At 58.5% G+C, this 23,580-nt stretch carries 19 protein-coding genes; 3 read left to right on the top strand and 16 right to left on the bottom strand.

The features are described 5' to 3' along the window. Positions 1 to 4: 4 nt before the first annotated feature. The 16 genes from QN085_RS06725 to mtnA all read right to left on the bottom strand — a co-directional run bounded on the left by QN085_RS06725 (position 5) and on the right by mtnA (position 21,119). Positions 5 to 1,039, bottom strand: coding sequence for a polysaccharide biosynthesis protein (locus tag QN085_RS06725; RefSeq protein ID WP_285690066.1), 1,035 nt, complete (start codon positions 1,037 to 1,039; stop codon positions 5 to 7). Then, positions 1,032 to 2,243 carry a glycosyltransferase gene (locus QN085_RS06720; RefSeq protein WP_285690065.1) on the bottom strand — a complete coding sequence of 404 codons (1,212 nt, stop codon included), beginning with the start codon at positions 2,241 to 2,243 and terminating at the stop codon, positions 1,032 to 1,034. The genes QN085_RS06725 and QN085_RS06720 overlap by 8 nt, the downstream gene beginning before the upstream one ends. A gap of 70 nt (positions 2,244 to 2,313) precedes the next feature. Continuing rightward, entirely contained in the window at positions 2,314 to 3,339 is a 1,026-nt protein-coding gene (locus QN085_RS06715) for an EpsG family protein (protein WP_285690063.1), read from the bottom strand. 3 nt (positions 3,340 to 3,342) lie between these two features. Next, complete coding sequence (locus QN085_RS06710) at positions 3,343 to 4,344, bottom strand: glycosyltransferase family 2 protein (protein WP_285690061.1); 1,002 nt, start codon at positions 4,342 to 4,344, stop codon at positions 3,343 to 3,345. 47 nt (positions 4,345 to 4,391) lie between these two features. Further along, positions 4,392 to 5,642 carry an oligosaccharide flippase family protein gene (locus QN085_RS06705; protein ID WP_285690059.1) on the bottom strand — a complete coding sequence of 417 codons (1,251 nt, stop codon included), beginning with the start codon at positions 5,640 to 5,642 and terminating at the stop codon, positions 4,392 to 4,394. Between the two features lie 48 nt (positions 5,643 to 5,690). After that, positions 5,691 to 6,833 carry an LPS O-antigen chain length determinant protein WzzB gene (locus QN085_RS06700; RefSeq protein WP_285690057.1) on the bottom strand — a complete coding sequence of 381 codons (1,143 nt, stop codon included), beginning with the start codon at positions 6,831 to 6,833 and terminating at the stop codon, positions 5,691 to 5,693. Between the two features lie 279 nt (positions 6,834 to 7,112). Continuing rightward, positions 7,113 to 8,534, bottom strand: coding sequence for an MBL fold metallo-hydrolase RNA specificity domain-containing protein (locus tag QN085_RS06695; RefSeq protein WP_285690055.1), 1,422 nt, complete (start codon positions 8,532 to 8,534; stop codon positions 7,113 to 7,115). A 101-nt stretch (positions 8,535 to 8,635) separates the two neighbouring features. Continuing rightward, positions 8,636 to 8,899, bottom strand: a complete 264-nt coding sequence (locus QN085_RS06690) for a lipopolysaccharide assembly protein LapA domain-containing protein (RefSeq protein WP_016715026.1) — start codon at positions 8,897 to 8,899, stop codon at positions 8,636 to 8,638. Between the two features lie 19 nt (positions 8,900 to 8,918). Then, positions 8,919 to 9,218, bottom strand: a complete 300-nt coding sequence (gene ihfB, locus QN085_RS06685) for an integration host factor subunit beta (RefSeq protein ID WP_013971456.1) — start codon at positions 9,216 to 9,218, stop codon at positions 8,919 to 8,921. 362 nt (positions 9,219 to 9,580) lie between these two features. After that, positions 9,581 to 11,257 carry a 30S ribosomal protein S1 gene (rpsA, locus tag QN085_RS06680; RefSeq protein WP_003252673.1) on the bottom strand — a complete coding sequence of 559 codons (1,677 nt, stop codon included), beginning with the start codon at positions 11,255 to 11,257 and terminating at the stop codon, positions 9,581 to 9,583. 124 nt (positions 11,258 to 11,381) lie between these two features. Then, positions 11,382 to 12,068 carry a (d)CMP kinase gene (gene cmk / locus QN085_RS06675; RefSeq protein WP_280044682.1) on the bottom strand — a complete coding sequence of 229 codons (687 nt, stop codon included), beginning with the start codon at positions 12,066 to 12,068 and terminating at the stop codon, positions 11,382 to 11,384. Continuing rightward, positions 12,065 to 14,272, bottom strand: a complete 2,208-nt coding sequence (locus tag QN085_RS06670; RefSeq protein ID WP_285691225.1) for a bifunctional prephenate dehydrogenase/3-phosphoshikimate 1-carboxyvinyltransferase — start codon at positions 14,270 to 14,272, stop codon at positions 12,065 to 12,067. The genes cmk and QN085_RS06670 overlap by 4 nt, the downstream gene beginning before the upstream one ends. A 211-nt stretch (positions 14,273 to 14,483) precedes the next feature. Then, positions 14,484 to 15,578, bottom strand: coding sequence for a prephenate dehydratase (gene pheA / locus QN085_RS06665; protein ID WP_013971453.1), 1,095 nt, complete (start codon positions 15,576 to 15,578; stop codon positions 14,484 to 14,486). Next, positions 15,578 to 16,663, bottom strand: coding sequence for a 3-phosphoserine/phosphohydroxythreonine transaminase (gene serC / locus QN085_RS06660; RefSeq protein WP_285690047.1), 1,086 nt, complete (start codon positions 16,661 to 16,663; stop codon positions 15,578 to 15,580). The genes pheA and serC overlap by 1 nt, the downstream gene beginning before the upstream one ends. 247 nt (positions 16,664 to 16,910) lie before the next feature. Further along, the gene (gyrA, locus tag QN085_RS06655) at positions 16,911 to 19,676 is read right to left on the bottom strand and encodes a DNA gyrase subunit A (RefSeq protein ID WP_285690045.1); all 2,766 of its coding nucleotides are present in this window, start codon (positions 19,674 to 19,676) and stop codon (positions 16,911 to 16,913) included. A gap of 366 nt (positions 19,677 to 20,042) precedes the next feature. Further along, positions 20,043 to 21,119, bottom strand: coding sequence for an S-methyl-5-thioribose-1-phosphate isomerase (gene mtnA / locus QN085_RS06650; protein ID WP_169775068.1), 1,077 nt, complete (start codon positions 21,117 to 21,119; stop codon positions 20,043 to 20,045). A gap of 111 nt (positions 21,120 to 21,230) precedes the next feature. Between mtnA and ubiG the strand changes: the two genes are divergently transcribed. The 3 genes from ubiG to QN085_RS06635 all read left to right on the top strand — a co-directional run bounded on the left by ubiG (position 21,231) and on the right by QN085_RS06635 (position 23,496). Further along, positions 21,231 to 21,929: a bifunctional 2-polyprenyl-6-hydroxyphenol methylase/3-demethylubiquinol 3-O-methyltransferase UbiG gene (gene ubiG / locus QN085_RS06645; protein WP_003260863.1), complete on the top strand. Its 699-nt coding sequence runs from the start codon at positions 21,231 to 21,233 to the stop codon at positions 21,927 to 21,929. Between the two features lie 2 nt (positions 21,930 to 21,931). Then, entirely contained in the window at positions 21,932 to 22,603 is a 672-nt protein-coding gene (gene mupP, locus QN085_RS06640) for an N-acetylmuramic acid 6-phosphate phosphatase MupP (RefSeq protein ID WP_024086445.1), read from the top strand. 152 nt (positions 22,604 to 22,755) lie between these two features. Further along, positions 22,756 to 23,496: a YciK family oxidoreductase gene (locus QN085_RS06635; RefSeq protein ID WP_013971448.1), complete on the top strand. Its 741-nt coding sequence runs from the start codon at positions 22,756 to 22,758 to the stop codon at positions 23,494 to 23,496. The last annotated feature ends 84 nt before the right edge of the window (positions 23,497 to 23,580 follow it).

Raw genomic sequence — 23,580 nt, 5'->3', positions numbered from 1 at the left:
GGTCTTACTCCTCTGGGGTCGCATGCTCGCCACGCTCGATGGCACGGATGAAGTCGAGCTTGCGCAGCAATTGCTGCATGCCGGCGACATCAAGGCGCTGGGTGTTGTGCGAGTTATAGTCCTCGGTGATGGAGATCTGGGTTTCGCCCTCTTCCACGAACTTCGCATAGTTCAAATCGCGCAGATCTGGCGGTACGCGATAGTAGTCACCCATGTCCTCGGCACAAACCAACTCTTCCCGGCTCAGCAGGGCCTCGTAGAGTTTTTCGCCATGACGGGTACCAATGACATTGATCGGGTGCTCCGGTTTGCCAACCAACTCGGTCAGCGCCTTTGCCAGTACTTCGATGGTTGCGGCGGGGGCCTTCTGTACGAAGAGGTCGCCATTGTTGCCATGCTCAAAGGCATACAGCACCAGGTCGACAGCATCGGACAGGGTCATCATGAAACGCGTCATGTTGGGGTCAGTCAAGGTCAGTGGCTGACCGGCACGAATCTGCTCGATGAACAGCGGGATGACCGAACCACGAGAAGCCATCACGTTGCCGTAGCGTGTACCGCAAATCACCGTTTTTCTTTCATCAACGTTGCGGGATTTTGCAACCATCACCTTTTCCATCATCGCCTTGGAAATACCCATGGCATTGATTGGATAGACAGCCTTGTCAGTGCTCAGGCAGACAACCCGGCGTACCTCGTTTTGAATAGCGGCTTCCAGGAGGTTTTCCGTGCCGATCACGTTGGTCTTGACCGCCTCCATTGGGTGAAATTCGCAAGATGGGACCTGCTTCAATGCGGCCGCATGAAAAATGTAGTCCACACCACGGGTCGCATTCAAAACACTCTGGTAATCACGCACATCACCGATATAAAACTTCAGCTTTGAGCTAGCGTAGCGCTTTCGCATGTCATCCTGTTTCTTCTCATCCCGGCTGAAGATACGGATTTCCGCGATATCCGTGTCCAGGAAACGCTTAAGAACAGCATTGCCAAACGATCCGGTTCCGCCGGTGATAAGTAATTTTTTGCCTTTAAACATGAGTTTTCCCTTTTATGGCATCCAGCACCTTGGCGACCTGAGCACTGGGCATTTTATGATCTTCAACAAATTTTTTTGCCGACTCCCCCATTTTGACGAGTTCATCGGCACCGAACGAAGCCACCTTGGTCAGCATCTCTTGCAGCCCATCTGCGCCAGGTGGAACCAGATAGCAAAAACAATAATATTCCGCCGGTATACCGTCAAGCGCATACATCATGACCGGCACACCGGACGACATGTATTCAATTATTTTGGACGGAAACGAATACTTGGTGAACGCTGATTCGTTGTCACGTGGATTGATCAACAGCGAGGCCTCACGCTGCAGTGCGAGAACGGCATTTCTATCAAGCTGCCCGAGATATTTTACCCGAGCGTCGGCTGCCGAGACACTTTCCACATTGGCGCGATCATCACCATCACCGCAGATATAGAGTTCATAATTCTCAATATTGGCCGCGACAAATGCCTCCAGTAGCTTGCGGATCCCATACCGCCTGTCCAAGGTGCCGCTATACAGGAAATAAGGTTTACGTACTGGCGAGGATGGGCGACTGACGTAATCGCTGTCGGCAATCCCCTCCACGACAACTTTTTTAAGCTTAGGTGAAAACACGTCCAGCATGGCATCGGTGATTGCGACCACGCTATCAGCACCGTTCACAATGCGGTACGAAAGCCGCGCCAACGTATGAAACACAAGCTTGGAGAGGCCGGAGCGTACTGCCATATATTCCGGAAGATCCGGAACGATGACGCAAAAATCCACGTCTTTACGCACTGCCCGAACCAGCCTGCACGCAACAAGAAACGGAAGGTGCATTGAATAGCAGACCAGCAATGAGCGCTCACCTTCAACCTTGGGAAGATTATCTTGTATGCCTCGGTAAGCAACCAGCACCTTGTGCAGGTTCTTGATAATCGTCAAATTCAGAAAAGAGCGATTGTTGACAGTAGCTCCATTCAAATTTTCCCGCGTAACTGCTGGCGAATAGAACAATTTTTTATATCGTCGTGGGTAGGCACCTATGAACGGAAGGTTGACTACCTTCACCTCGCTGACTTCAGGACGCTGACTGAAGCCGCGGATATAGTTCTTCTGCAACGTATCCGCTGCGAACTGGATGCTGCCCTGCGAGTGACTGACAATTGATGCGCGGTCCGCATCGGTGAACACCCCACCCAGAAAAACTACTTTCATGAGTAAGCCTCAACTTCGAATACGCCGCGCCCTGCACCAAAGAGACCTTGTTGCATCGTGTACACTCCCATCAACCCAGCCCTAACAGTGCATTATTCTTGAACAATGGTATCACCGAGTACTCAGCCACCGGAACCAGGAAAAATATAACGAGATATAGCATCAAAAAAGACAGATAACCCACTATAAGAAAATGAGTCTTCCGCCACACAAACAAAGCATTTACGCAATGCAAAACATTGAAAAACAGAACAAAGCGAAACAATCTGATGAAAATTTCCGACTCAAAATAGAGCGGAATGAACAACAATGAAAGGAGATTCATGTTGTAAACAAAAATCAATTCTTTGCCCCGCTCATCTGCGCCGCTACACCGCAAAATACTTCTTCGCTCCCCCACTACAACCAATGCCAGAAACAAAACGGAAAAGAGATGAACCACCGAATTGAAGATCGAGCTCTTTAACGAAGTAGTGTAGTAACTGAAATGCGCAGCAACTGCGTCCGGAAGCGGTACAAAATATCGAATCAACAGGTAGAAACCGATGCAGGTGCAGTAGAACAGCAAAAAACGAGTCAGCGGCAGCGCCCGACCCAAAGGCATTACTACAAACACCATGTAGATCAACGAAGACTGATGTACGCTGGTTGCCAACAGGATCAGCATCGCGTAGGCAAGCCGGCCTCTCCACCCTCCTTCGCACAAACACAAGATCGCCTGCAGGCATATGGCAAATGCCAAAAAGTTACGCATCAAAACAAAGTCCAATGCGAAAAAACATACAAAATATGCCAGCAATGATGCCACAGGAGCGACTGACTTCTTAAGCACATAGCGATAGAGGCAAAGCAATGTCACCAGCGATAAAACAATCTGAAAAAGGCCAAAGGATACACCCGAACGATTCGCCAGGATATTAAGATACCCATAACCGATCTCTTTACCCCAACTGGCCAACGTAACACGCGTATTGTAGTACAGCTCATATCCTTCACGATCGCCGTTCCAGGTATTCCACCCATATAGTCCCCACATCAGCAAAAATACTGGAAAGGATAAGACTATCGAAAGGTACCGGCTCTGCATCGGCGACATGATTCAGGCTATCTTATTCTTGAAGTAACCGAGAATACTTTCAGTCTTGCGGATACCGAGCAGTTTGCGCACACCACGAGAAAGCCTTGATTTTAAAGAGAAAAAATCAGGATGAAGGATAATCTTGGCAACGGCAACTTCAAAAGCCTCATCAACCAAAAGTGTCTTGGGGTGCTTCAATGGAAACTCCATGGGTCGTACTGGAAGACCGCAGAATCGCTTCGTCATGACATCCTCCATCGACGTACCGCCGTGCGTCGAATCACTGTCCACACCGATGTTAGTGATCTGATTATATGCCGGGACAATACCATATAAATTATGGGCCCGAATAGAAAAGCTCATCTGGTAATCCCACGAGTAGAAACGCCCAGATGTGGCCATGGCATCCAGCTCATACTCTATATTGTAACGATCCTGGTAGTAGAGCTTCTCATATGCATATTCCCGACGGATACGTTCACGCACATATGGATCCTGCCAGAGAGCAAGCTCACCATCATAGAAAGGTATGAACTTACTTGCCCAGGATGCCCAACCGCACGGCATCATGTTCTTGGAGAACAGGTAACTGGAGCCATCCTGTGGCGCATAGGTTTTCAGATAGTTCGTTCCACAAATCCACAAGATACGCGTATCGTGCTCATACTTTTCCAACAGCTCTTTGCAAAACCGAAAGAAGGTAATCTCTGGAAAGTTGTCGTCTTCCAGAAATATGGCAAATGGCTCTCGCTGCAGCACCCATTTCGCGCCACCTGCAATATTTTCATAAACGCCTACGTTATTGGCTTCGTACTTCCTGACTATTTCACAATCCCAGGTTACAGCCTGCTCTATCGCCTCGCGGCACTCAGCGACCAGACGTCGCTCATCGTCATTCCGCCCACCATCAGAAAGCAGGTAAAGACGCGCCGGCGCAATGTTGGCCAGCTGCTTGATGATTTCCAGAGGCTTGTCGATGCGCTTGAACAAGAACAAAGCTACTGGAACGTCGAATCTCTCCATAAATCGCCTACCTTCCACTTCATGACATGGCGTCAAGCCCAGAAAACCTATTGATATTCAGGAACTTTTTTTACAAGCCTATAACTATAGACTATCTCCAGCATGGCTGAACTCACCAAGCCGAGGACCACAGAACTGATATCCCAATTCACACTCAGATAAAGCGCACAAAAAACATAGAACGAGATGATCGAAACAATCTGATTCTTGAGCACTAGACCATAGCATTGATTGGGAACATAAATAAAATAAATATGACTACCCACAATGAGATAAGTCAAAATACTAAAGCTAAGCAAGACTGAGAGATAATAGGCCTGCTCCATACCTGGCGGCGCAATCAACTCTACAACCCAGTACCCGGCAAGTACAACCGACAAAATACAAAGCAGGCCAACACCGAGTTCGATTTTTATGATTTTACTGATCAACTCTCGTTGAGCATTGCGGATAAGCGCGGGAAACAACGCAGCGTTAATATTTGACGCCAGAAGGCTCGGTACCGAGAAAATCTTGTTCGCCAAATCATAAATCGCAACCTCTTTCATTCCGAAAAGGCTACCGATGATGACCTCAATACTTTTTTGCTTGAAGGTATTGGCGGCCGTGGACCAGAAGAATGGCTGCACGTCCAACAGCAACGCCTTCACGTCCTGATAAACCGGTAACGCCAGGCTTCCACAAGCTCGGACTGCAAAGGCAAAGGCCACCAAGCTGGCAAGCACATTGACACCGACAACAATGGCAGTGTAAACAACCAAATCAGCCGCCTGGGTAACCAGCAGAAAAATCAACGGCAGTGACAAAACCTTCAACGCCAATTGAATGATCGTTAATACTTTCATCCTCTGCATGCCATGGAAATACCAAAGCGGCAAAAACACGCTGGACAATACATTGGCGTATGCCAAGGAAAAAACCAGCCAATGGGTCTGCATGAACTCAAAAAAACTCATCAGCACAAGAAAAACAATTGTACCAGCACAGGCAAGCCAGCACTTTGCGATGAGCACACGAGCCATGAGACCGGCATGTGCAGCCTGATTATCCTGCTCTAGCGAAACCAGCTTGGCCGCATGAATATCGAACCCGAAATTCACGAAGACCATGAAGTACATGGCAATACCGGAGGCAAACACATACAAACCAAAACCTTCTACCCCCAAGCAATGAATAACATAAGGATAGATCAGCAAGTAAAAGAACGAATTCAAGACCTGCAACATCGTCATATGCAGGTAATTACTAATTACCTTCAGGTTGTTCTTGTACAGCGCTCTAACCTGAACAAAATTCAATTTACGCCCCTTTCACAGTATCGACAGCTAATCGATACAAGTCATCCTTTAACCAAACCGCTCTTTTTTCCCACGCACAAAGAAACGAATGAGCGCGAAAAAGATACCCAGCCCGGTACCGACCACAAAGCCACCCCCGATAATCAAGGCCTTCCTGGGCTTGACGGGTTGGTCCGGAATTGCCAGCACTCCGTCCCGCTGATAAACGCGAAGCGCACTCTCATCTATCTTCAAATCGCGATAAAACGCCATGCGCTCTTCAAGTTGACGCAAATTAACGATATACGGGTCTTCCGACTGACGTTTGATAATATTGTCAATTTCAGCCTGAATTGCATCGCTACCACGCATATACGCGAGGTCTCCATCCATCTGAACCGCGAGCCCCGAAGCACTTCCTGTAATAATAGGCGGCTTCCTCAAGCCAACCGCCAATGCAATCGACAATGCTTCTTTCAATTTGCTCAGTCGGTCTTCCCGCTTCTTCCGTGCTACCTCACGCTTACCCGATATTTCTTTATCCAACATAGCCGCGCGCATGGAAGCATCTGACAAGATGTTCTTCAGCAGCTCATTTCTGGTCATCTCGGCAGCTGTATCAACAAGCATATCCGCCCACTTCGCCGCCGCGGCCGGTTCAGAGTCATTCACACTAACCACATAACGTGCTGCGTCTCCATCACCCGCCTTGCTGATCAAAATCGAGCGAGAAAATTGTTTAAACAGTACATTTTGGGGCAATGCTCTCTGACTTTCAGGCAGGGAAGGAAGATAGGCACTTTCGAACACTTTCCGCTGCACATTCTCAGAATAAAGTTGGCGAACATATAAATCATATACTTCACGAACAGAAATTAACGGCAGACCGGTAGCATCACCGCGACCAAAATTAAGCGCGGAAATATCGTTATGAGATGGCGCAACGATAGCCAGATCTGCCTGATAAACAGGCTGGCGCGTATAAGCGTAAAGAGTTGCAAGTAGCAAGGCCGCTGTTGCCAATGCAGCTATCAAAAATTTTTGTTTCCACAAGCTCTTAAAGAGCTCGCCAAGATCTACTTCCTCACCACTGCCATACTGCGCGGTAGCCATTCGTTTTTTATCCTTTTTCACCAGCACTGCTACTTTCGCCCCCTCCCCAGCCGCCAGCCAACAGCCAAAATACGAGAGAAATATAAAAACCGCGGACACAAAACATCCGCAAGGGAGGGAAATGTTACTATCCAAGAAGTAAGGGGCAAGGCGTCACTCTTACCCGCAGGCTTCGCATCGCTAGGATATCCCATACGAAAGTAATAGCAAGGGTGATGGCAATTTACCACCTCGCAATGAGAACCTATCTCATCAAATGGCTTTTTGAATACTCCAAGCTAGACCTAGAACGTCACTGCTCAGTGTATCCGCCCCAAGACCTAGGTAGAGACCATAAAGTTCTAAAAGTTCCTGATCAGGATTACCATTGGTCTGCCATCAATCTGGTATACCAACCTCCAGTATGTCGTGCGCACCGCGGCGAAGAGCCACCGCCAACGCTCGCTTCGCCTTCGCTTCGCCATGCACAAGCACTACCCGACGCGCAGGCTGCTGCCCATGCAAGGCAAACCGCAAGAGCCCTTGCTGATCTGCATGCCCGGAATATCCCGGCAGCGTCATGACCTTGGCTCGCACCTCATGCATCTGCCCATCCAGATCAATCTGCACGAACCCCTCCGCCCCTTCACTCGCCTGTATCACCGCACCCGGCGTGCCCTTGGCCTGGTAACCGACGAACATTACCTCGTGCCGCGAGTCCCCCAGCATGGCCTTGAGGTAATTGACGATGCGCCCACCCGAACACATGCCGTTGCCAGCAATCACGATCGCCGGCCGACCGGTGCTCTTCAGGTAATTGACCACCTGCTGGTGGCGGGTATGAGTGTCCACGCTGATCAGCTGGCTGAACCCCAACGGGTCGCGCCCTTCGGCAAGGCGCGCCCTGGCTTCGGCATTCCAGAAGTCGTGCAGCTGGCGGTACACACCGGTGATGCGTTGGGCCAAAGGTGAGTCAAGGATGATGGGCAATTGCGACCAGTCCAGCGGTTCGTCATCAGGAGCCGGGCCGGCCTTGTTCAGGGCCTTGCGATGAAGAATACCTTCGAGCTCGTACAGCAACTCCTGGGTGCGGCCAAGGCTGAAGGCAGGAATGAGCAGCGTGCCCTGGTCGGCCAGAGCACGGTCGATGGCCGCCTCGAGCCGCTGCTGACGGTCGCCTGCAGGCGGGTGCACGCGGTCGCCATAGGTGCTTTCGAGTACCAGCACATCAGCCCTCTCCGGGGGCTGCACGGGGCGCAGCAAGGGATTGCCACAGGCGCCAAGGTCGCCAGAGAACACATAGCGTGTATTGGCCTGCGCATGCTGCATGTCGCATTCAACATATGCCGAACCTAGCAGATGGCCGGCACGTTGCAGGCGAACGCGGCACGTGAGGCCGGGTTGGTTGACCAGGGTGTGCCATTGTTCGAAAGGCAGGGGCACGATCAGGTCACGAATGAAATCGAGGTACCTCGCCACATGGGCGGGCTCGCTGCTGATGCTGAGCTTGTAGGAATCTTCAAGCACCAGTGGCAGCAACCGGGCGGACGGCTCGCTGCAGAATATCGGGCCTCGGTAGCCCGCGGCCAGCAAAGCGGGTATGCGGCCGACATGGTCGAGGTGCACATGGGTAATGACCAGCGCCCGAATGCCCTGGATATCAAAACCGAGCGGGGCGGTTTCTGAACCGGGCGGCGCATCGGCACCCTGTTCCAGGCCGCAGTCGACCAGCAAGCTGGTGGACGGGTCCAGGTGCAGTTGGTGACAGGACCCGGTGACACCCCGGGTACCACCGTGATGGGAAAGACAGGGGTACTCCATGCTACGCACACTCGCCTGGCCGAAAATGAAGTGGGCTATTACTCCACGACAGCCGACTGACGCATAGGTGAGCCTTTCCTAAAAGTGCGTAGGATATTTCTTTAGTTGCCGCTCAGTGCAGCTTGCCGGGCAGACGCCCTGATCTTGCGTTTGCTTCGCTGCACGCCGTAGGCACCCAGCAACGGCCCGACTGCCAGGCCAATGACCAGGGCGGCCAACACCAGCACGGCAACCGGCATGGCCGGGGCGGCCCAACCGAACAGTACCAACGAGACAGTTTGCTGGTTCTCCAGCACGAAGAACAGCACCACAGCCGCCAACAGCAGCACGAATACCGCCGCCAGGGCGCGCTTGAGGTTACGCATCAGATTGCTCCTTGTGGAATCAGGTGTGGGCCTCATGCTCTTCTTCATTGACCCGATCGCGCAACTCTTTACCGGGCTTGAAGTGCGGCACGAACTTGCCTTCGAGGCTGACCGACTGGCCGGTCTTAGGGTTGCGGCCTACACGAGGTGCGCGATAGTGCAGCGAGAAGCTACCAAAACCGCGGATCTCGATGCGATCGCCGGTGGCAAGGCATTGTGACATCTGCTCAAGCATGGTCTTGATGGCCAGCTCCACGTCCTTGGACGAGAGCAGCCCCTGATGGGTGACAATACGTTCGATCAGCTCCGACTTCGTCATATTTTTCCCTTCGTTATCAAGCAGCTAGATCATTGCTTAACCAGTTTGTAGCACGCTGGGAAGGATTTGAACAGGGTGGTTCTTGACTTAATAAAAAAATTCAAGATTGAAGTTTTACAGGAATGGTCTAGCTCGTGGGGGCTGGCGGGGTTGGAATGATTGGTGGCAGGCCGGCAGCCACCGGGGGCCTGCGGGTATGGCGGTAGGCGTGCATCGCCTGGGTAAATCCAGCGCCGCGCCCGCCGCTTGATCTGCCGGACGCCACAAAGCCCACGACGAACAACGCAAACCCAAACCTGAATCCACGCCCCAAAAAAAAAGGGCGACCCGAGGGTCGCCCTTTTTTACCGATCAAACAGAACTCAGTTCTGCTTGGCCATTGCTTCGCGCAGCAGCGCAGCCATGGTGGTGTCGGCAGCCGCTTCCGGAGCGTTTTTCAGGCTCTGGATGGCTTCGCGCTCTTCAGCGTCGTCTTTCGATTTGATCGACAGGCTGATAACGCGGGACTTGCGGTCAACGCTGATGATCTTGGCTTCGATCTCTTCGCCTTCCTTCAGGACGTTACGCGCGTCTTCGACGCGGTCACGGCTGATTTCGGAAGCTTTCAGAGTAGCTTCGATGTCGTCGGCCAGAGTGACGATGGCGCCTTTGGCGTCAACTTCTTTCACGATGCCCTTGACGATAGCGCCCTTGTCATTGACAGCAACGAAGTTGGAGAACGGATCGTCTTCCAGCTGCTTGATGCCCAGGGAGATGCGCTCGCGCTCTGGGTCAACCGACAGGATGACGGTTTCCAGCTCGTCGCCCTTCTTGAAACGACGTACGGCTTCTTCGCCGGTTTCGTTCCAGGAGATGTCGGACAGGTGAACCAGGCCGTCGATGCCGCCGTCCAGACCAATGAAGATACCGAAGTCGGTGATCGACTTGATGGTACCGGTGATCTTGTCACCCTTGTTGAACTGGCCGGAGAAGTCTTCCCATGGGTTGGACTTGCACTGCTTGATGCCCAGGGAGATACGACGACGCTCTTCGTCGATGTCCAGAACCATGACTTCCACTTCGTCGCCAACCTGAACGACTTTCGACGGGTGGATGTTCTTGTTGGTCCAGTCCATTTCGGAAACGTGTACCAGACCTTCAACGCCTTCTTCCAGCTCAGCGAAGCAGCCGTAGTCGGTCAGGTTGGTAACGCGAGCCTGTACGCGAGTACCTTCTGGGTAACGGGCAGTGATAGCTACCCACGGATCTTCGCCCATCTGCTTCAGACCCAGCGAAACGCGGTTGCGCTCGCGGTCGAACTTCAGAACGCGTACGTCGACTTCGTCGCCAACGTTAACGATTTCCGATGGGTGCTTGATGCGCTTCCAAGCCATGTCGGTGATGTGCAGCAGGCCGTCGATACCGCCCAGGTCCACGAAGGCGCCGTAGTCGGTGAGGTTCTTGACGATACCTTTGACTTGTTGGCCTTCCTGCAGGGTTTCCAGCAGGGCTTCGCGCTCGGCGCTGTTCTCGGCTTCCAGCACGCTGCGACGGGAAACGACAACGTTGTTGCGCTTCTGGTCCAGCTTGATGACCTTGAATTCCAGCTCTTTGCCTTCCAGGTGGGTGGTGTCGCGCACAGGGCGGACATCAACCAGGGAGCCCGGCAGGAACGCACGGATGCCGTTAACGTCGACAGTGAAGCCGCCCTTAACCTTACCGTTGATAACGCCCTTGACCACTTCTTCGGCGGCGAAAGCTGCTTCCAGAACAATCCAGCACTCGGCGCGCTTGGCTTTTTCACGGGACAGCTTGGTTTCGCCAAAGCCGTCTTCGACCGCGTCCAGCGCAACGTGAACTTCGTCACCGACCTTGATGGTCAGCTCGCCAGCTTCGTTGTAGAACTGCTCGAGCGGGATGACGCCCTCGGACTTCAGGCCAGCGTGTACGGTAACCCAGTCGCCGTCGATGTCGACAACGATACCGGTGATGATGGCACCCGGCTGAAGATTGAGGGTTTTCAGGCTTTCTTCAAAGAGTTCTGCAAAGCTTTCGCTCATTTTAATTCCTGTAGATTCGGGCGAAACAGACGCCCATAGCCACATTCCAGACAATGTGGGTTTGTTTTAAGTAAAGGAAAGCCGGCAGGACGTTGACTGGTGCCCCTGCCTGCTTTCCTGGCTATCAGAGAAGGTCGCGCAGTGCGATCTCGCTCCTGATACGTTGCAACACCTGCTCGATGGACAACTCGGTAGAGTCCAACTGAATGGCATCGACCGCTGGCTTCAGCGGGGCCACTGCACGTTGGGTGTCGCGCTCATCACGCGCACGAATCTCATCCAGCAGACTCGACAGACTAACATCTTCACCCTTGCCCTTCAACTGCAGGTAGCGGCGACGCGCTCGCTCCTCCGCGCTGGCGGTGAGGAAGACTTTCAACGGCGCATCCGGGAACACCACGGTGCCCATGTCGCGGCCGTCGGCTATCAGGCCAGGCGCCTCGCGGAATTCGCGCTGACGCACCAACAACGCATCACGCACGGCTGGCAGCGAAGCAACCATCGAGGCACCGGCACCAACGGTCTCGGTGCGGATGACGTTGCTGACGTCCTCGCCCTCGAGGATGATCTGTTGCAGCTTACCGGGCTCGGCGGCGATGAACTGCACATCCAGATGGGCGGCAAGCTTGGTCAGCAGCTCTTCGTTGGTCAGATCGACGCCATGGTTGCTGGCGTTGAACGCCAGCAGACGGTACAGCGCGCCAGAGTCCAGCAACTTCCAGCCCAGCTCGCGGGCCAGCAGCCCGGCGACCGTACCCTTGCCCGAACCGCTTGGCCCATCGATGGTGATAACCGGCGTCAGGGCACTCACGACTTGCCCTCTTCCGCCACGCGGATGCCCACTTCGGCGCAAAGCGCCAGGAAGTTGGGGAACGAGGTTGCGACGTTGGCGCAATCGTGGATGCGGATCGGCGCGCTGGCGCGCAGCGAGGCAACACTGAAGGCCATGGCGATACGGTGGTCACCGTGGCCATGCACTTCGCCGCCGCCCAACTGGCCGCCATCAATGATGATGCCGTCCGGGGTCGGCTCGCACTTGATGCCAAGGGTGATCAGGCCGTCGGCCATGACCTGGATACGGTCGGATTCCTTCACCCGCAGCTCTTCGGCACCACGCAGCACGGTACGCCCTTCTGCGCAGGCAGCGGCGACGAACAGCACCGGGAACTCGTCGATGGCCAGTGGCACCAGCTCTTCAGGAATGTCGATACCCTTCAGCTTGGCGCCGCGCACACGCAGGTCGGCTACCGGTTCGCCGCCGACTTCACGCTGGTTTTCCAGAGTGATGTCGCCACCCATCAGGCGCAGGATGTCGATCACGCCGGTACGGGTCGGGTTGATGCCAACGTGCTCCAGCACCAGCTCGGAACCTTCGGCAATGGACGCTGCCACCAGGAAGAACGCCGCCGAGGAGATGTCTGCCGGCACTTCGATACGGGTAGCAGTGAGCTTGCCGCCGGACTGCAGTGAGGCCACCGGGCCGTTGCTTTCGACGCTGTAGCCAAAGCCGCGCAGCATGCGCTCGGTGTGGTCACGGGTTGGTGCAGGCTCGGTGACGGTGGTCTTGCCTTCGGCGTACAGGCCGGCCAGCAGCAGGCAGGATTTGACCTGGGCACTGGCCATCGGCAGCGTGTAGGTCAGCGCCTTGAGCTTGTGGCCACCACGGATGGTCAGCGGCGGGCGGCCTTCAGGACCAGTCTCGACCACGGCACCCATTTCGCGCAGCGGGTTGGCCACGCGGTTCATCGGGCGCTTGGACAGCGAAGCGTCGCCGGTCATGGTCACGTCGAACGGCTGGCCGGCCAGCAGGCCCGACAGCAGGCGCATCGAGGTACCCGAGTTGCCCACATACAGCGGCCCGGGTGGTGGCTTGAGGCCGTGCAGGCCGACACCGTGAATGGTCACGCGACCGTGGTTCGGGCCTTCGATGACCACACCCATGTCACGGAATGCCTGCAGGGTCGCCAGCGCGTCCTCACCTTCGAGGAAGCCTTCGACCTCGGTGGTGCCTTCGGCCAGCGAGCCGAGCATGATCGAGCGGTGGGAAATCGACTTGTCGCCCGGTACGCGGATTCGCCCGGACAGGCGGCCACCCGGTTGGGCCAGGAAAATCAGATCGTTGGCGTTCATAGCGTCCACATAGGCCCGGCGGGCCAGGATTTTACTGAAATGCTCGCGGGCAACGCGTGCGCGGGTGAATACACCCAGCAGCTGGTGCCCGTCCCCTTCAGCGATCGCGTCGCGCAAGGCGTCGAGATCGCTGCGATATGTATCAAGCGTGCGCAGGACAGCGTCGCGGTTGGCGAGAAAGATGTCGTGCCACATGGTCGGGTCGCTGCCGGCGATTCTCGTGAAATCGCGGAAGCCTCCCGCAGCGTACCGGAAGATCTCGAGGTTTTCATTGCGCTTGGCCAGCGAATCGACCAGGCCGAAGGCCAGCAGATGCGGCAGATGACTGGTGGCGGCAAGCACTTCGTCGTGGCGTTCGACCGACATGTGCTCCACATCGGCGTCCAGCGCACGCCACAGGCGGTCGACCAGGGCCAGGGCGGCCGGGTCGGTTTCGGCCAGCGGCGTGAGGATGACCTTGTGTCGGCTGAACAGGGCAGCATTGGAGGCCTCTACCCCGCTCTGCTCGGAGCCGGCGATGGGGTGGCCGGGGACGAAGCGCGGCAAGCGCTCCCCAAAGACCACCCGCGCCTCACGCACGACGTTGCCCTTGGCGCTGCCGACGTCGGTGATGACGGCAGCGCCAAGGTCGAGCTTGGCCAGGCGGGCCAGGACTTTTTCCATGGCCAGGATCGGCACGGCCAACTGGATGACATCGGCACCGACACAGGCGGCGGCAAGGTCTTCTTCGCAGCGATCGACCACGCCCAGGGCCACGGCCTGCTTGCGCGAGGGGGCGTCCAGGTCGACACCGACCACTTCGCGGCACAGGCCGCTTTCACGCAGGCCCTTGGCGAACGAGCCACCGATCAGGCCGAGGCCGACCACGACCAGGCGGTTGATGATTGGCGCGGGTTTGATTGTTACTGCTTTTACCACTGGTGCGAACCCTGTTCAGAAATCTAGACAGCCTGTGAGGGCCATTGGGGCTGCCTTGCAGCCCATCGCGACACAAGGCCGCTCCTACAGGGGCCAGTACAGTTTCGAGGCCTGCACAATACCTGTAGGAGCGGCCTCGTGTCGCGATGGGGCGCGAAGCGGCCCCAACCATCTCAAATCAAAGCACCGCCTTCGGATACGAACCCAGCACCTTCAGCGCCACAGCCTCCTGGCTGATCTGCTCGAGCACCGCCTTGATCAGCGGGTCGCGGTGGTGGCCGACGAAGTCGATGAAGAACACGTAGGTCCACTTGCCGCTACGCGACGGGCGGGTCTCGATGCGAGTCAGGTCGATGCCGTTCTGGTGGAACGGTACCAACAGCTCGTGCAAGGCACCCGGCTTGTTGCTCATCGAAACGATGATCGAGGTCTTGTCGTCGCCGGTCGGCGGCACTTCCTGGTTACCGATCATCAGGAAACGCGTGGAGTTGTCCGGGCGGTCTTCGATCTTCTCGGCCAGGCGAGTCAACCCGTACAGGTTGGCCGCCATGTCGCCGGCGATCGCCGCCGAATTCCACTCGCCCTTGACCCGCTTGGCGGCCTCGGCATTGCTAGACACGGCCACGCGCTCCACGTTCGGGTAGTGCGCGTCCAGCCACTTGCGGCACTGGGCCAGCGACTGGGCGTGGGAGTAGATGCGAGTGATGCTGTCGGTCTTGGTGTTCTCGCCCACCAGCAGGTGGTGGTGGATGCGCAGCTCGACCTCGCCGCAAATCACCATGTCGTGTTCAAGGAAGCTGTCCAGGGTGTGGCTGACAGCACCTTCGGTGGAGTTTTCCACCGGCACCACGCCGAAGTTGACGGCACCGGCCGCCACTTCGCGGAACACTTCGTCGATGGCCGCCATCGGCCGGCTGATCACCGCGTGGCCGAAGTGCTTCATGGCCGCAGCCTGGGTGAAGGTGCCTTCAGGGCCGAGGTAGGCGATTTTCAGCGGCTCTTCCAGGGCCAGGCACGACGACATGATTTCGCGGAACAGCCGCGCCATCTCTTCGTTGTCCAGCGGCCCCTTGTTGCGCTCCATCACGCGCTTGAGCACGGCGGCTTCACGCTCGGGGCGGTAGAACACCGGTTTTTCGCCTTCCGCCAGCGAGGCGGTCTTGACCTTGGCCACTTCCTGGGCGCACCGGGCGCGCTCGCTGATCAGCTCGAGGATCTTCTCGTCGAGGCTGTCGATGCGAACGCGCAACGCCTTCAGTTCGTGCTCGGACATCAGCCGTGCTCCTTCTCGAATTCGGCCATGTAGGCCACCAGGGCTTCGACTGCTTCAAGGCCCAGGGCGTTGTAGATGGAGGCGCGCATGCCGCCTACCGAACGGTGGCCCTTGAGGTTGAGCAGGCCACGGGCATCGGCGCCGGCGAGGAAGGCCTTGTCCAGGCGCTCGTCAGCCAGGCGGAACGGCACGTTCATCCACGAACGGGCATTGTGGCTGATCGGGTTGGTGTAGAACTCGCTGCTGTCGATGAAGCCATACAGGCGGTCCTTCTTGGCGCGGTTGCGCTGTTCCATGGCATCGACGCCACCCTGCTCTTTCAGCCACTCGAACACCAGGCCCGAGAGGTACCAGGAGTAGGTGGCCGGGGTGTTGTACATCGAGCCGTTGTCGGCCGATACCTTGTAGTCGAGCATGGTCGGGCAGCTGCTGCGGGCGCGGCCCAGCAGGTCTTCGCGCACGATCACCACTACCAGGCCGCTCGGGCCGATGTTCTTCTGCGCGCCGGCGTAGATCAGGCCGTACTGCGACACGTCGATCGGGCGCGAGAGGATGTCGGACGACATGTCGACCACCAGTGGCACGTCACCGGTTTCCGGCACCCAGTCGAACTGCAGCCCACCGATGGTCTCGTTGGACGCATAGTGCACGTAGGCAGCGTTCTTGGTCAGCTTCCACTCGTTCTGGCCCGGGATGGCCAGGTAGTCGTAGGGCTTGGCGCTGGCGGCGACGTTGATGTTGCCGAAGCGGCGCCCTTCCTCGATGGCCTTTTTCGACCAGATGCCGGTCTCGATGTAGTCGGCGGTGCCGTTTTCCGGCAGCAGGTTCAGCGGGATTTCGGCGAACTGCTGGCTGGCGCCGCCCTGCAGGAACAGCACCTTGTAGTTGGAGGGGACGGACAGCAGGTCACGCAAGTCCTGCTCGGCCTTTTCGGCGATGGCCACGTAATCGTCGCTACGATGGCTCATTTCCATCACCGACAAGCCCTTGCCACGCCAATCCATCATCTCGGCCTGGGCGCGCTGCAGAACAGCATCAGGAAGCGCGGCAGGGCCTGCGCAGAAGTTAAAGGCTCGTTTGCTCACATCCACTCTCGCTCTGCCAAATGGTACAAATTCATTGTTGCATGCCACACACGGCCCCTGTGGGAGCGGCCTTGTGTCGCGAAAGGGCTGCGCAGCAGCCCCAGCAATTTTGCAGTGTCGCTGAAATCCTGGGGCCGCTTCGCGCCCCTTTCGCGACACAAGGCCGCTCCCACAAAAAGCAAGTGATACCTGGCCTGATCAGTCAAACGGGGCGACCTTGGTCGCCCCGTTCGGGTTTTACGCTTGCTTACTCCTGCGGGGCCTCTTCGGCACCAGCAGCTTCTTCGTTGTCTGGCGCTTCAGCCTCGACGCCCTCTACGTCCGCCTCGATCACATCATCGAGTTCGTCCTCGGAAGGCTCCTGGATACGCTCCAGGCCCACCAGCGTCTCGTCGGTAGCCAGCTTGATCAAGGTCACACCCTGAGTGTTACGACCCAGGCTGGACACCTCGCCAACGCGGGTACGCACCAGCGTGCCCTGGTCGGAGATCAGCATGATCTCCTCGCCTTCCTGCACCTGGATGGCACCGATCAGCAGACCGTTGCGCCCCTTGGTGCCCATGGCGATCACACCCTGGCCACCACGGCCGCGACGCGGGAACTTGGACAGCGGAGTACGCTTGCCGAAGCCACGCTCGGAGGCGGTGAGGATCTGCGCGCCAGATTCCGGGATCAGCATGGAGATGATCTGCTGGCCCTTGCCCAGCTTCATGCCGCGCACGCCACGGGCGTTACGGCCCATCTCGCGCACCACGCTTTCAGCGAAGCGGATCACCTTGCCGGCGTCGGAGAACATCATGACTTCCTTGGCGCCGTCGGTGATGGCCGCGGCGATCAGGGTGTCACCTTCCTTGAGCTTCAGGGCGATCAGGCCGTTGGAGCGCGGACGGGCGAACTGCACCAGCGGGGTCTTCTTCACGGTACCCGAAGCGGTGGCCATGAAGATGTAGGCGCCGGTCGGCTCGGCCACCCATTCAGGGGTGTCGCCGTCTTCCTCGTCCACTTCCTCGGCCTCGACCACTTCGCCTTCGAGCACGGTGTCTTCCGCGTCCTCCAGCTCTTCGTCGGCGTCAGCGTTCTGCTGCAGGGCCTCGAGGTCGATCTGCAGCATGGCGGTGATGCGCTCACCTTCCTCCAGCGGCAACAGGTTGACCAGCGGGCGGCCGCGAGCGGCGCGGGACGCTTCAGGGATGTCGTAGGTCTTCAGCCAGTACACCTTGCCCTTGCTGGAGAACAACAGCAAGGTGGCATGGCTGTTGGCAACCAGCAGGTGCTCGACGTAGTCCTCGTCCTTCACCCCAGTAGCCGACTTGCCTTTGCCGCCACGGCGCTGGGCCTGGTAGGCGGACAGCGGCTGGGTCTTGGCGTAGCCGCCGTGGGAGATGGTCACCACGCGCTCTTCTTCCGGGATCATGTCGCCGTAGTTGAGGTCGTGGCGCGCATCGAGGATTTCGGTACGGCGGGCATCGCCATATTCGGCGCGGATGGCTTCCAGCTCTTCGCGGATCACTTCCATCAGGCGCTCGGCGCTGCTGAGGATGCGGATCAGTTCGCCGATCTGCTCGAGGATTTCCTGGTACTCGGCCAGCAGCTTCTCGTGCTCCAGGCCGGTCAGGCGGTGCAGGCGCAGGTCGAGAATGGCCTGGGCCTGTTCCGGCGACAGGTAGTACTTGCCTTCACGCAGGCCGTACTGCTCCGGCAGGTCCTCGGGGCGGCAGGAATCGGCGCCGGCGCGCTCGACCATGACCTGCACGGCACTGGATTCCCAGGCAGTGGAGATCAGGGCTTCCTTGGCCTCGGACGGGGTCGGCGAGGCCTTGATCAGGGCGATGACCGGGTCGATGTTGGACAGCGCGACCGCCTGGCCTTCGAGGATATGGCCGCGTTCGCGGGCCTTGCGCAGCTCGAACACGGTACGGCGGGTTACCACTTCACGGCGGTGACGCACGAACGCTTCGAGCAGATCCTTGAGGTTGAGCAGACGCGGACGGCCGTCGACCAGGGCCACCACGTTGATACCGAATACGCTCTGCAGCTGGGTTTGCTGGTAGAGGTTGTTGAGCACCACTTCCGGCACCTCGCCGCGACGCAGCTCGATGACGATGCGCATGCCGTCCTTGTCGGACTCGTCGCGCAGCTCGGTGATGCCTTCGATCTTCTTCTCTTTGACCAGCTCGGCGATCTTTTCGATCAGACGAGCCTTGTTCAGCTGGTACGGCAGCTCGGTAACCACGATCTGCTGGCGACCACCGACCTTGTCGATGTCTTCGATCTCGGAACGGGCGCGCATGTAGATGCGGCCACGGCCGGTGCGATAGGCCTCGATGATGCCCTGGCGGCCGTTGATCAGGCCGGCAGTCGGGAAGTCCGGGCCAGGGATGTGCTGCATCAGCTCATCGATGGTGACTTCGGGGTTGTCGATGAGTGCCAGGCAGCCATCGATGACCTCGCCGAGGTTGTGCGGCGGGATGTTGGTCGCCATGCCCACGGCGATACCGCTGGAACCGTTGACCAGCAGGTTGGGAATACGGGTCGGCATGACCGCCGGGATCTGCTCGGTGCCGTCGTAGTTGGGCACCCAGTCGACGGTCTCCTTGTGCAGGTCGGCCAGCAGCTCGTGGGCCAGCTTGGCCATGCGCACTTCGGTGTATCGCATGGCTGCGGCGTTGTCGCCGTCCACCGAACCGAAGTTGCCCTGGCCGTCGACCAGCAGGTAGCGCAGCGAGAACGGCTGGGCCATACGCACGATGGTGTCGTAGACCGCGATGTCGCCGTGCGGGTGGTACTTACCGATCACGTCACCGACCACACGGGCGGATTTCTTGTACGGCTTGTTCCAGTCGTTGCCCAGTTCGCTCATCGCATAGAGAACGCGACGATGCACGGGCTTCAAGCCGTCACGCGCATCGGGCAGCGCTCGCCCGACAATCACGCTCATCGCGTAGTCGAGGTAAGACTGTCTCAGTTCGTCTTCGATATTGACCGGGAGGATTTCTTTGGCCAGTTCGCCCATGAGAAGCCTGATTCCTTTTTCTGGTGAAACTTCGCAGCTCCATCAAGGGCCGAACGAAGCTCGCCGCCGCAGCGCATAAGGGTGCGACGACTTACGACAAATCAATGAGTTGTGCCATGGATCTGCGCAATGAAGGCCGCCGTGGTGGGCGGTCTTGGAAACTGCCGGATGTTATCACAAAGGCAGGGGCGGTGGGGAGATGTGGCAGGTGGCCTCACACGAGGTTGAATCTGGATTTTTTATAGCCTGTGCCGGCCTCTTCGCGGGTAAACCCGCTCCCACAGGTACACCACCATCCTCAGGCCTTGTGCTATCCCTGTGGGAGCGGGTTTACCCGCGAAGAGGCCGGCACAGGCGCCACGAATATCAGTGCAGCCGCTTGCGGCAGATCAATTGCGCCAGCTTGGCGGCATCCGGCCGCTCGACGATGCCGCGCTCGGTCACGATCACGTCGATCAGGTCGGCCGGGGTCACGTCGAATACCGGGTTGAACACCTCGACATCCGGCGCCACGCGGGTGCCGCCAATGTCCAGCAACTCGTCGGCAGCGCGCTCTTCCAGCGGGATGTCCTCGCCCGTGGCCTGGTTCAGGTCGATGCTGGTGCTCGGCGCCACCACCATGAACCGTACGCCGTGATGCATGGCGCTGACCGCCAGCTGATAGGTGCCGATCTTGCTGGCCACATCGCCGTTGGCGGCGATGCAGTCCGCGCCCACCACCACCCAGGTGATGCCCTTGCTTTTCATCAGGTGGGCCAGCGCCGAGTCGGCGCACAGGGTCACCGGGATGCCCTCGTTGGCCAGCTCCCAGGCGGTCAGGCGCGAGCCATGCAACCAGGGGCGGGTCTCGCCAGCGTATACACGCTCGACCATGCCCTCCAGGTAACCGGCACGGATCACCCCCAGTGCGGTACCGAAACCACCACAGGCCAGGGCGCCGGCGTTGCCATAGGTGAGCAGGATCTGGGCGTTGCCCTGGTGGCGACGAATCAGCTCGATACCGTACTGGGCCATGGTCAGGTTGGCCTCGCGATCGCTCTCGTGGATGGCCACCGCTTCGGCCTCCAGCGCCGCCAGCACGTCTTCGTCCGGACGCAGGCGCTGCAGGCGCTCACGCATGCGGTTCAGCGCCCAGAACAGGTTGGCGGCGGTAGGGCGCGCTTCAGCCAGGACAAGGAAGTCTTCCTCCAGGTCCATTTCCCAGTCGCCGCCCTCGGCCAGCCGCTCCTCAAGGGCCAGCACCAGGCCATAGGCCGCGGCAATGCCGATGGCCGAGGCGCCGCGCACGGCCATGTCGCGGATCGCCGCTGCAACCTGCGCGACATTGTCGCAGGCCAGCCAGCGCTCTTCCGACGGCAGCAGGCGCTGGTCGAGCAGGTGCAGGACGCCGCCCTGCCAGCGGATCCCGGTCACCTTCTCCGCCGCCAAAAGTCGCTCGCGCATCGCCTCTCCCCGTCGTTCGGATATCAAAAGCCGGCGATTATAGCGACCCTCGGGGCCGAGCGCTCGGGTATACTCCGGCGCAATTTTGCGAAGTTTCAGAGGACTGTTCTAATGAGCAACGTCGACCGCGCCGAAATCGCCAAGTTCGAAGCGCTGGCCCACCGCTGGTGGGACCGCGAAAGCGAGTTCAAGCCGCTGCACGAAATCAACCCGCTGCGCGTCAACTGGATCGACGAGCGCGTCAGCCTCGCCGGCAAGAAGGTGCTGGACGTGGGTTGCGGCGGCGGCATCCTCAGCGAGGCGATGGCCCTGCGCGGCGCCACGGTCACCGGCATCGACATGGGCGAGGCGCCACTGGCCGTGGCCCAGCTGCACCAGCTGGAGTCGGGTGTGCAGGTGGAATACCGGCAGATCACCGCCGAAGCCCTGGCCGAGGAAATGCCCGAACAGTTCGACGTGGTCACCTGCCTGGAAATGCTCGAGCACGTGCCCGACCCGTCTTCGGTCATCCGCGCCTGCTACCGCATGGTCAAGCCTGGCGGCCAGGTGTTCTTCTCCACCATCAACCGCAACCCCAAGGCCTACCTGCTGGCCATCGTCGGCGCCGAGTACATCCTGAAGATGCTGCCGCGCGGCACCCACGACTTCAAGAAGTTCATCCGCCCGTCCGAGCTGGGCGCCTGGAGCCGCGTTGCCGGCCTGCAGGTGAAAGACATCATCGGCCTGACCTACAACCCACTGACCAAGCACTACAAGCTCAGCAGCGACGTCGACGTCAACTACATGGTCCAGACCCTGCGCGAGGAATAAACATGAGTTTGCGAGCAGTACTCTTCGACATGGACGGCACCTTGCTCGACACGGCGCCGGACTTCATCGCCATCTGCCAGGCCATGCTCGCCGAGCGCGGCCTGCCGGCCGTCGATGACAAGGTGATCCGCGACGTGATCTCCGGCGGTGCCCGCGCGATGGTCGCCGCGACCTTCGCCATCAGCCCGGAGGCCGAGGGCTTCGAAGCCCTGCGCCTTGAGTTCCTCGAGCGCTACCAGCGTGACTGCGCGGTGCACAGCAAGCTGTTCGACGGCATGGCCGAGCTGCTGGCCGACATCGAGAAAGGCAACCTGCTGTGGGGCGTGGTCACCAACAAACCGGTGCGCTTTGCCGAGCCGATCATGCAGCAACTGGGCCTGGCCGAGCGTTCGGCGCTGCTGATCTGCCCGGACCACGTCAAGAACAGCAAGCCCGACCCCGAGCCGCTGATCCTCGCCTGCAAGACCCTCGGCCTGGACCCGGCCAGCGTATTGTTCGTCGGCGACGACCTGCGCGACATCGAGTCTGGCCGCGACGCCGGTACTCGCACGGCTGCAGTGCGCTACGGCTATATTCATCCAGAGGACAACCCCAACAACTGGGGCGCCGATGTGGTGGTGGACCACCCGCTGGAACTGCGCAAGGTGATCGACAGCGCGCTGTGCGGCTGCTGAACCCCGTCTAGACCGCAGCACAGCCCCTGTGGGAGCGGGTTCACCCGCGAATGCGCCAGCCCAGGCGATACCAGCGTCTGATAGTACGCATTCACGGGTAAACCCGCTCCCACAGGGGACGGTGCCGCGCCAACGAACTCGAAGGACCTACCATGTTCGACTACACCGCCCGCCCCGACCTGCTGCAAGGCCGGGTCATCCTGGTTACCGGTGCCGGCCGCGGCATCGGCGCCGCTGCCGCCAAGGCCTACGCTGCGCTGGGCGCTACTGTGCTGCTGCTGGGCAAGACCGAGTCCAATCTCAACGAGGTCTACGACCAGATCGAAGCCGCCGGGCACCCGCAACCCGTGGTGATCCCGTTCAACCTGGAAACCGCCCTGCCCCACCAGTACGACGAACTGGCGGTGATGATCGAAGACCAGTTCGGCCGCCTCGACGGCCTGCTGAACAACGCTTCGATCATCGGCCCGCGTACGCCGCTGGAGCAGCTGTCGGGTGACAACTTCATGCGCGTGATGCACATCAACGTCAATGCCACCTTCATGCTCACCAGCACCCTGCTGCCGCTGCTGAAGCTGTCGGAAGACGCTTCGGTGGTGTTCACCAGCAGCAGTGTCGGGCGCAAGGGCCGGGCCTACTGGGGCGCCTATGGCGTGTCCAAGTTCGCCACCGAGGGCCTGATGCAAACCCTGGCCGATGAACTGGAAGGCGTGGCACCGGTGCGCTCCAACAGCATCAACCCGGGCGCCACGCGCACGGCGATGCGGGCACAGGCCTACCCTAGCGAAAACCCGCAGAACAACCCGCTGCCGGAAGAGATCATGCCGGTGTACCTGTACCTGATGGGGCCGGACAGCAAAGGGGTGAATGGGCAGGCGTTCAACGCCCAATAAGGCTTTTGCCGGTACTGGCCCTTTCGCGGGTGAACCCGCTCCCACAGGGTTATTCACCGCCCATGAGGGCAGCGCAATACTTGT

This window comes from Pseudomonas sp. M2(2023), assembly GCF_030263955.1.
Taxonomy (GTDB): domain Bacteria; phylum Pseudomonadota; class Gammaproteobacteria; order Pseudomonadales; family Pseudomonadaceae; genus Aquipseudomonas; species Aquipseudomonas asiatica.
Note: the sequence above shows the minus strand (reverse complement) of the source record. Positions and strands in the feature narration are given on the sequence as shown.